The sequence below is a fragment of the Parasphingorhabdus sp. genome (genome assembly GCF_036964675.1).
GTDB lineage: Bacteria > Pseudomonadota > Alphaproteobacteria > Sphingomonadales > Sphingomonadaceae > Parasphingorhabdus.
The window spans coordinates 1-8,932 of the sequence record NZ_JBALTF010000086.1; the positions used below are offsets into that span (position 1 = coordinate 1).

An 8,932-nucleotide genomic window follows, 5' to 3' on the forward strand; every position below is an offset into this window, starting at 1 on the left:
TCCTTGCTGATCAGCTCTTCGATAAAGGCTTTGAAATCGGTGATCAGCGCCTGGTTCCAGACGTTCATCGACTGGCCTGGCAGATCGATGGTGACCAGGGCAATGCCGTCGCTGTCCAGATCGACTGTGAGTGTTTCGTAGGTCATATGTTCTGTCCTGTATTCGTTTTCCGGCGCAGGCCGGTATCCAGTTCAAAAGGGAGTCTGGCCCCGGCGTTCGCCGGGGAACAGTCAACTAGTTCACCCGTTCGATAATCGTGGCGATACCCATGCCGCCGCCGATGCACAAAGTCGCCAGGGCGGTCGACTTGCCCGAACGCTCGAGTTCGTCGAGCACGGTGCCGAGGATCATCGCCCCGGTCGCGCCGAGTGGATGGCCCATCGCAATCGCGCCGCCGTTCACATTCATCACGCTATGGTCGACGTTCATCGCGTCCATGAAGCGCAGGACGACCGCGGCAAAGGCCTCGTTCAATTCCCACAGATCAATATCACTGGCGGTCATGCCGGCGCGATCCAGCGCCTTCTTGGCGGCAAATTCCGGCCCGGTCAGCATGATCGTCGGCTCCGAACCGATCGCGGCCATCGACACGATCCGCGCCCTTGGTTTCAAGCCGAATTTTTCGGCAGCACCCGCATTGCCGACCAGCACGGCTGCCGAACCATCGACGATGCCGGAGCTGTTGCCAGCATGGTGGACATGGTTGATTTTCTCGATCTCGGGATGTTTCAGGATCGCGACATCGTTGAAGCCGGGCATCTGCTCGCCCATCATCTTGAAGGCGGGGCCGAGTGCGCCGAGCGACTGCATATTGGTTTCGGGGCGCATCAGTTCGTCACGATCGAGGACGATTTCTCCGATTACATCGCGGATCGGCAGGATCGATTTGGCGAATCTATTGTCTGCCCAGGCAGCGGCGGCGCGCCTCTGGCTTTCCACGGCATAGGCGTCGACGTCATCGCGGCTATAGCCATATTTGGTGGCGATCAGGTCGGCGGAAATGCCCTGCGGGACAAAATATTCCTGAAACACGAGAGTCGGGTCGGCCATGCCGCCGAGGCCGTCGCTGCCCATCGGGATGCGCGACATCGATTCGATACCGCCGCCAATAGCCAGATCGGTTTCGCCCGAACAGACCTTGCCAGCAGCGATATTCACCGCTTCCAGACCCGAACCGCAGAAGCGGTTGACCTGGATCGCCGAGGTGGTGTCGGCATAGCCAGCCTTGAGCGCGGCCATGCGGCTGATTACCGCGCCTTGCTCGCCTACTGGGGAGACGCAGCCGAAGGCGATATCTTCGACTTCATGGCCCTCTAGCTCATTGCGATCATTGATCGATGCCAGCACCTGTGCGGCGAGGTCGAGAGCGGTGATTTCGTGCAGGGCGCCATCATTGCGGCCCTTGCCGCGCGGCGATCGCACTGCGTCATAGATTAAGGCTTCGGTCATTCGGGGTTCCTCTCGCTGGAAGAATGGGAAGGATGTTGCGCAATGCTAATGGTGCAGTGCAGCACAGTCAACCAGTTTACGTAAACGTCAACTAGGGCCGGACGCGACTCGCCTTCCCCTTGGTCCGTTTCCACCATAAACTAATCGAGGATCGATTGGTATTTCTGGCTGAATATGTCGCGGCCGACGATATAGCGCATGATCTCGCTTGATCCGGCATAGATCCGGCTCATCCGGGCATCGGTGAAGATCCGGCTGATTTCATATTCTTTCATATAGCCGGCACCGCCATGCAGCTGCAGCCCGAGATCGGCCATTTCCCATTCGATTTCGCTGCCCAGCATCTTGCCCTTGGCAGCGATATTGGCGTTGAGTCCGCCCTGGTTGTGGATGTCGACACAATGATCGACATAGACCTGCAACATGTCAATTTTTGCGTCCATTTCGGCCATTTTGAACTGGGTATTCTGCATATCTGACAATTTCTTGCCGAAAACATCCCGATCCATGACAAATTCGCGCGTGACATCAAAGGCCCGCCGCGCCGACGCAGCATAGCCGACCATTGCGATCAGCCGTTCCTCGGCCAGCCCCTCCATCAGATGGACGAAGCCCTTGCCCGGCGTACCCAGCGTATTTTCCTTTGGTATCTTGACGTCATTGAAGAACAGTTCGGCCGTATCCTGCGCATGCAGGCCGATTTTCTCCAGATTCTTGCCGCGCTCAAAACCCTCCATGCCGCGTTCGAGGATCAGCAGGACCATCGCATGCTTGTCATCGACGCCGTCAATCTTGGCCGCGACGATCACCACATCGGCGTTGATGCCGTTGGAGATATAGGTTTTTGATCCGTTGAGCAGCCAATGGTCACCCATGTCCTTTGCCATGCTTTTCATGCCGGAAAGATCGCTGCCGGCACCGGACTCGGTCATCGCAACCGCAAGAATCGTCTCGCCGCTGACGCATTTCGGCAGGAACCGTTCGCGCTGTTCCTCATTGCCGATATTCTTCAAATAGGGTCCGACCAGACGGCTGTGCAGGGTATTATACCATTCGGCGCAGCCCGCCCGCGCGGTTTCCTCGATGATGATCTGCTCATAGCGGAAATCATTGTCGCCCATGCCGCCATATTTTTCGTCCGGCCAGACCATCAGGAAGCCCTGGTCGCCAGCCTTCTTGAATATTTCCCGGTCGACAATTCCGGCTTCGCGAAATTCATCCATGCGCGGCGCGACTTCGTCGGCCAGAAAGCGGCGATAGGCGTCACGAAACATATGCTGTTCTTCGGTAAATTTGCGCATCTGAATATCCTTCGGTCTGAGGGGATAGAGGCGCGCCATAAGCCCGCCGATTTGGTGCCGGTCATAATGTGCCGGATTTAATCGGTCAATTAAGAAACAAGCCCGTTGCAATTGCCCGGCAATCATCGTTATGGCTCCATGGTGGAACAGACAAAAAAACCTTTCATCCTCGGCCTCGGCGGCACAACCAATCCGACATCCTCGACCGAAGTTGCCTTGGCAATTGCCTTGGAAGCCGCTGCCGCTGCGGGCGCGGAAACCGAATTATTCGGATCGGATCGGCTGATGGCGCTGCCGCATTACCGGTCGGATCCCGCTGGCATCAATCAGACGGGTAAGGACCTGGTGGCGCTGGTGCGCCGCGCCGACGGTCTGATATTGTCGAGCCCCGGCTATCACGGCACCGTCTCCGGTCTGGTCAAGAATGCCATCGACTATATCGAAGAAACAGCGGCTGACGAGCGCATCTATCTCGACGGCCTGCCGATCGGATTGATCGTGACCGCTTATGGCTGGCAAGCGGTCGGCAGCACGCTGGCGGCGCTGCGCTCGATCGTCCATTCCCTGCGCGGCTGGCCAACACCGCTTGGTGTCGGCATCAATGCATCGGGCGGCATGTTCCGCGATGGCGTCTGTGCCGATGCCGGCGTAAACGATCAGCTGAAACTGGTCGCAGAGCAGGTCATGCAGCGCGCCGAAGCGCGCTGATTCAAGCTGGCGGTAAATTGCCGTAAAAGTCGCGATACCAGCTGACAAAACGCTTCAATCCATCTTCCAGCATCACCTTGGGCGCATATCCTGTCAGCGCGTGGAGTTTGGAGACATCGGCATAGGTCGATGTCACATCTCCCGGCTGCATCGGGCGCATGACCTTTTTGGCCTCAATGCCCAGCGCATCCTCCAGTGCCTTGATCATGTCCATCAGGCCGACCGGGCGGCTATCGCCAATATTGAGAATGCGGTGTTCATGCGGTTCGGGCGGATGATCCAGCGCGCCCAATATGCCATCGACAATATCATCGATATAGGTGAAATCCCGCGCCATCCTGCCTTCGCCATAAACCTCGATCGGTTCGCCAGCCAAAATCTTCTGGGTGAAACCGAAATAGGCCATGTCCGGTCGCCCCCAGGGGCCGTAGACGGTGAAGAAGCGCAGACCGGTCATCGGGAAACCATATAGTTTTGCATAGGACTGGCTCATCAGCTCGCCCGAGCGTTTGGTGGCGGCATAAAGAGAAACCGGATCGGTGGCCGGCTCGTCTTCGGTAAACCCCGCTACACCCATCGGCTTGTCGCCATAGACCGAACTGGAAGAAGCATAGACGAGATGCTGAAAATTTTCTGCGTGGCGGCTGGCTTCGAGCAGCGACAAATGGCCCTGCAGGTTGGACTTCTGATAGGCGAAAGGATTTTCGATGCTGTAGCGCACGCCAGCCTGCGCCGCGAGATGGACAATCCGCTGTACGCCGCCCTCCTGGACCAGTGTCTTGACGTCATCGGCATCGGACACGTCCATTTCCACAAAGCGGAAGCGATCCAGCGCCTTTAGATTGGCAAGCCGGGCGGCCTTCAGCGCCGGATCATAATAATCATTCAGATTATCAATCCCGATTACCGACTCGCCCCGTTCGACCAACCGTGTCGAGACGGCATGGCCGATGAATCCGGCGGCTCCGGTTACCAGAATGGGAGAAATGTCGGCGTCAGGCATGTTGGCTTCCATCAATAACAATCGCATTGCCATTAGCACGAACCGGTAAAGATTTCGCAAGGGAAAGCAGCGTTCCTGTCAGGCTAAACGCGATGCCGTTTCTGGACCGGACTGCCGACAACGAAAAACGGCGGCGCTTTTCAGCACCGCCGTTTTCTGTCTGTTTTCGTTCGATCGTTTAGAATTCGTAACGAACGCCGATCTGAATGCGCCACAAGGATGCGGACAGGTTCTGGAAATTTGTGTCGTCAGGCGAGAAACCCTTCATCACATAACGGCCGTTGCTATCCACACCGCCGGTGATCAGTGGCGTCGTGTAATTGCGCGAGCGGAACAGATTGGCGCCGCTGTCGATCAGGTTCAGGACATTGTTGAAATCGGCAAAGACCTGGATCTTGTCTTCGACACCAAACAGGCTTCCCGGTCCAGGAAGTTCCTGGGACAGGCGCATATCAAGGTCAAAGAACCAGTCATTGCGGCAGGAGTTGCGCGCAATTGTCTTGCCGCGATTTTTCGAGAGGCACTTGTCGCTGTTGATATAATTGTCGAGACCCGAAGCCGCCGCTGCTGCCGTCTGGACCACATTGCCGCTCACAACATTGTCGACATAGACGACGTTGGGATCGGTCAATCCGGCAGGCACGTAAAGCAGAGCATTGTCATTGCCCGATGCCGAGTCATTGAAGACGGCGCCATTATCGAAGGTCACGCTATAGGGACGACCCGAACGTGCGACGAAGACAAAGCCCAGCTGGGTAGCAAGATCAGAGAAAAATTCCTCGCGGAAATTCATTGCCCAGGTGATGTTGTGGCGCGATTCATATTCCGATGTTGCCACGGCATTGTTCTGACGGTCTGCCGATGCGACAATATCAAAGCTCGAGGTTGCCGTTGAGCTTGCATTGTAGCGGTTGTTCTTCGCGTTTGTGTAAGCATAGCCAAGGTTGAAGCTGACGCCGCCATTGTCGGTGAGAACTCCGCCATTCCAATATTTGCCCAACCGGATCGAAGCGACATGGCTGTTGAAGGCCTTGCCATTGGTCAACTGGATCTCGTCGTCACGGCTGGTGCTGAAGCAGGGTGCGTTGACATTGGTATATGTCGGCGGCACTCCACCGGTACCGGTCAGGGTAGCGGTACAACCGGCATTGTTCGGGTCAATCGCCCGGTAGATTGGTCGACCATCGACGGTGAAGCCGTTCAGGCCCTGGGTTACGTCTAATACCTGTGACAGATCAACAAAATCGGCAGGGTTGCGGAAGCGGCTGAAGATATAATCGAAGTTCAGCTTCCAGTCGTCAAAGAAACCGCCGTTGCCGGTACCGAATGTCGTCGACACACCGAAGTTGGCGCGCAGCACTGTTGGTGTCTTGAAATTCGGATCGGTCGACTGGGCATCGCCAAGGCCTCTTGCGGCAGTATCTATACCGGCATTGACGGCGCAGATTGGCGGTGTCGGTGCTGAACCATCGGTTGGCACAGCAAGTTGTGTACCAGCAGGTATACAGGTTGATCTTCCGGTTTGCCCCTGACCGACACCAAAACCATTATTCTGGAAAGCATTCGACAGCCAGACGGTTGGATCGCCGCCGGTGAAGATTCCGACGCCGGCGCGAACCTGGGTATCGCTGAAGATACCGCTGTTGAGTAGATCATAGGTTGCGGCAAAACGCGGCATCAGCACCGGATCTACCTTGCTGAACGCATTGGCATTGGTGAAACCGTAGCGAGACAGGAATACCGGGTTGGCGGCCGGTGCATCGCCGTCCAGCCAGTCCAGCCGGACGCCACCAACCAGGGTCAGCTGGTCGGTCGCTTTCCATTCATCCTGTGCATAGATGGAGAAAAGGCCGCGTTTCCAGTTGGCCGCTGCATCATTTACATCGCCCGAGAAGGAATAATTGCCGTAAAATCCTGCGGCAGCATTTGTCCCTCTATTGCCGCGGCTGTCTGCCGCCAGGCAGGTCGCGAGATTGTTGCCAGCTTGAATTTGGGTGGCGGTCGGGAAGGTGTTGGAACCGCAAGCCAGCAGGCCTGCTTGGAGGTCGGCGACATCGGCAAAAGTATAGGTGCCGGTTGCATTCTGGACGAACAGGTTGAACACTTTGGTCTGGTTGAGTTCGCCGCCGAGGGTTAGCTTGTGATCACCGGCTTCGAGATCAGCCTTAACCTTGAACTGGTTGATTTCGGTCTTCAGGTCATTGGCGGCGCGGGAAAAGCCGGGGCCAAATACCAACGAACCACTTTCACCATTGTCAGGATTGGTTACGCCAACGACAATTCGCGGGATTGGATTGGCATTTTGCGCTTCACCGCCGCCGACCGGATCCTGAAGATCCTGCACTTCCGAGCGCGATGCGCGGATTTCGGTCGAGAAATTATCGGTCCAGTTGGAGTAGAGGCGAGCCGAATAATAATTGGAAGCCGTGCCGGAATTGTAGAAGCTGTTGTTGCCGGAATAGGTGCGGCTCGAGGTGCTGACATCGTCCGAACTGACCTTGGTCTCGTCCAGGCGCTGGTAGGTTGTTTCGAAGCGGTGCTGGTCATTGATAATCCAGTCAAGGCGTCCGAAGAAGCGGCGGTTGGATTCCGGCAGACTGCGGGTAACGCCACCGGATTCGATGCCGAAATTCTGGCGAACGATGTCGGAGACGTTGCTGAACTGTGCTTCGGTGATGAACGGCAGTTCCGTTCCGAAACCCGAACCAATCGGCCCGGTAACCTGCGATGATCCCAGCTTGGCTTCTTCATAGCCGAACGAGAAGAACAGGCGATCCGGAATGATCGGGCCAGAGAGCGTTGCGCCATAGCGCTTTTCGTTGAACGGATCGATTGACAGCGGTGTGTCGGCAAATGTGTCGCCCTGCAACCCGCTATCGGAATAAGTGAAAAAGGCGCTGCCATGAAACTGATTCTGGCCAGCCTTGGTCACGACGTTGATGGCGCAGCCGGTAAAGGCGCTATATTCAACATCATAAGGCGCGAATTCTACCGAAGTTTCCGCAATGACGTCGAACGGCAGCGGCAGCGAATTGCGCGATGCAAATGGCGTTCCGTTCAAACCGTAAACATCGGACTGGATGATGCCGTCAACCGAGAAGGAGTTGGAGCGATCATTGCCGCCTAGGCAGCTGACCCGGTCATTGGAACCGGACCGGTCGAGGCTGACGCGGGGATCGATGCGAATGAAATCGCGAATATCACGGGTGATGGTTGGAAAAGTTGCCAGTTCGGCTGCGCCAAAGGACTGGCCGGGGCCGATCGCCAGCTGGGAAATCGCGACCCGTGCGCCGGTGACGACAATCACATTTTCGGTGGCGCCGCTGGTAAGGGTAAAGCCGAGCGTTGTATTGCCCTGGAGGTTGATGCTGACGTTTTCGAGCGTCTGGCCTTCATATCCCGGGGCCGTTGCGGTCACGGTATAGGGGCCGCCGGTCGTGAGGCTCTCTGCCCGGAACTGGCCGGATGTACCCGTTGACAGCGATCTTTCCGCGCCGGTGCGCGTATCGGTGACAACGACCGTGGCGCCGCCAAGAGGTGTGCCGGCATCGTCTCTGACCGTTCCTTCAATACCCGAGGTAATCTGTTGTGCCGCCGCTGGCGTGGCCATCAGGCCGGCAGTGGAAAGGCTGACAACGCTGGCAGCCAAAAGATATTTGATTTTCATGATAGGAATTCCCCGTTTGTGCACCGCGTTAAAATAGAACTGTCTCAAGTTGATCGCCCGCGATTCATCGACAGTGCAACCAAAGCCGGCCCTCTCTAAGGACCATAAATGACAATTTTGTCTCAAATGAAACGAGAAATGCCGCAGCGCAGCATTTTGTTTTTTCGGGTCGCTTTTTTCCCGACATTATTTCGCTGAAACAAGCGCTCTCGAGCTTGAAAAATTACGGTCAAAATATTGTTTTACCGCGCTAAATCAGGTCGACGATGGTTTGAAACAGATCGTCAAAGGCCGATTCGCACTGTTGCGAATTTATCACGATATCCGCATGGTATTTCGAGGGCTCGACATGGAGATCATGCATCGGTCCGACCTGATTGGCAAATTGCTCATGCACCGATTGTGCGGTGCGCCCCCGTTCGCGAACGTCGCGTTCGAGTCGCCGGGCAAATCGGGTATCGGAATCGCATTCGACAAAGATGCTGAGATCGAGCAGCTCGCGCAAGGGCTGGTGCTGGAGGATCAATATGCCATCGATCAATATGATGGGCCGCGGCTCGGTCCGCCGGGTTTCCACTTTCGGCATATGGGTGGGAAAGTCATAAAGCGGCCGGTCAATCGCCTCGCCATTTTTCAACCGGGCCAGCTGCGCGCGCAGCTGATCAAAATCAACCGCATCGGGATGATCAAAATTGGCCCCACCCTTGCCTTTGGGCGCGTCGCCGAGCCCGAAAAAATAGTCATCCTGCGGCAGGATCACGCATTGCCCGGGTCCCAGCTTTTCAAATATCCTGCGGGTCAGCG

At 56.4% G+C, this 8,932-nt stretch carries 6 protein-coding genes; 1 reads left to right on the plus strand and 5 read right to left on the minus strand.

The features are described from left to right. Nucleotides 1-234: 234 nt before the first annotated feature. Both V7665_RS12275 and V7665_RS12280 read right to left on the minus strand, forming a co-directional pair. Nucleotides 235-1,449 carry an acetyl-CoA C-acetyltransferase gene (locus V7665_RS12275; RefSeq protein ID WP_335664823.1) on the minus strand — a complete coding sequence of 405 codons (1,215 nt, stop codon included), beginning with the start codon at nt 1,447-1,449 and terminating at the stop codon, nt 235-237. 140 nt (nt 1,450-1,589) lie between these two features. Further along, nucleotides 1,590-2,750 carry an acyl-CoA dehydrogenase family protein gene (locus V7665_RS12280; RefSeq protein WP_335664824.1) on the minus strand — a complete coding sequence of 387 codons (1,161 nt, stop codon included), beginning with the start codon at nt 2,748-2,750 and terminating at the stop codon, nt 1,590-1,592. 138 nt (nt 2,751-2,888) lie between these two features. Between V7665_RS12280 and V7665_RS12285 the strand changes: the two genes are divergently transcribed. Further along, entirely contained in the window at nt 2,889-3,458 is a 570-nt protein-coding gene (locus V7665_RS12285) for an NADPH-dependent FMN reductase (protein ID WP_335664825.1), read from the plus strand. Between the two features lies 1 nt (nt 3,459). Here V7665_RS12285 and V7665_RS12290 read toward each other — a convergent pair whose 3' ends face one another. The 3 genes from V7665_RS12290 to V7665_RS12300 form a co-directional block, all read right to left on the minus strand. Further along, a complete protein-coding gene (locus tag V7665_RS12290; protein ID WP_335664826.1) occupies nt 3,460-4,461 on the minus strand; it encodes an SDR family NAD(P)-dependent oxidoreductase in 1,002 nt (333 codons plus the stop codon). A 178-nt stretch (nt 4,462-4,639) separates the two neighbouring features. After that, entirely contained in the window at nt 4,640-8,128 is a 3,489-nt protein-coding gene (locus tag V7665_RS12295; RefSeq protein WP_335664827.1) for a TonB-dependent receptor, read from the minus strand. 250 nt (nt 8,129-8,378) lie between these two features. After that, on the minus strand, nt 8,379-8,932 hold a 554-nt coding region (locus V7665_RS12300; RefSeq protein WP_335664828.1), incomplete at its 5' end, for a hypothetical protein.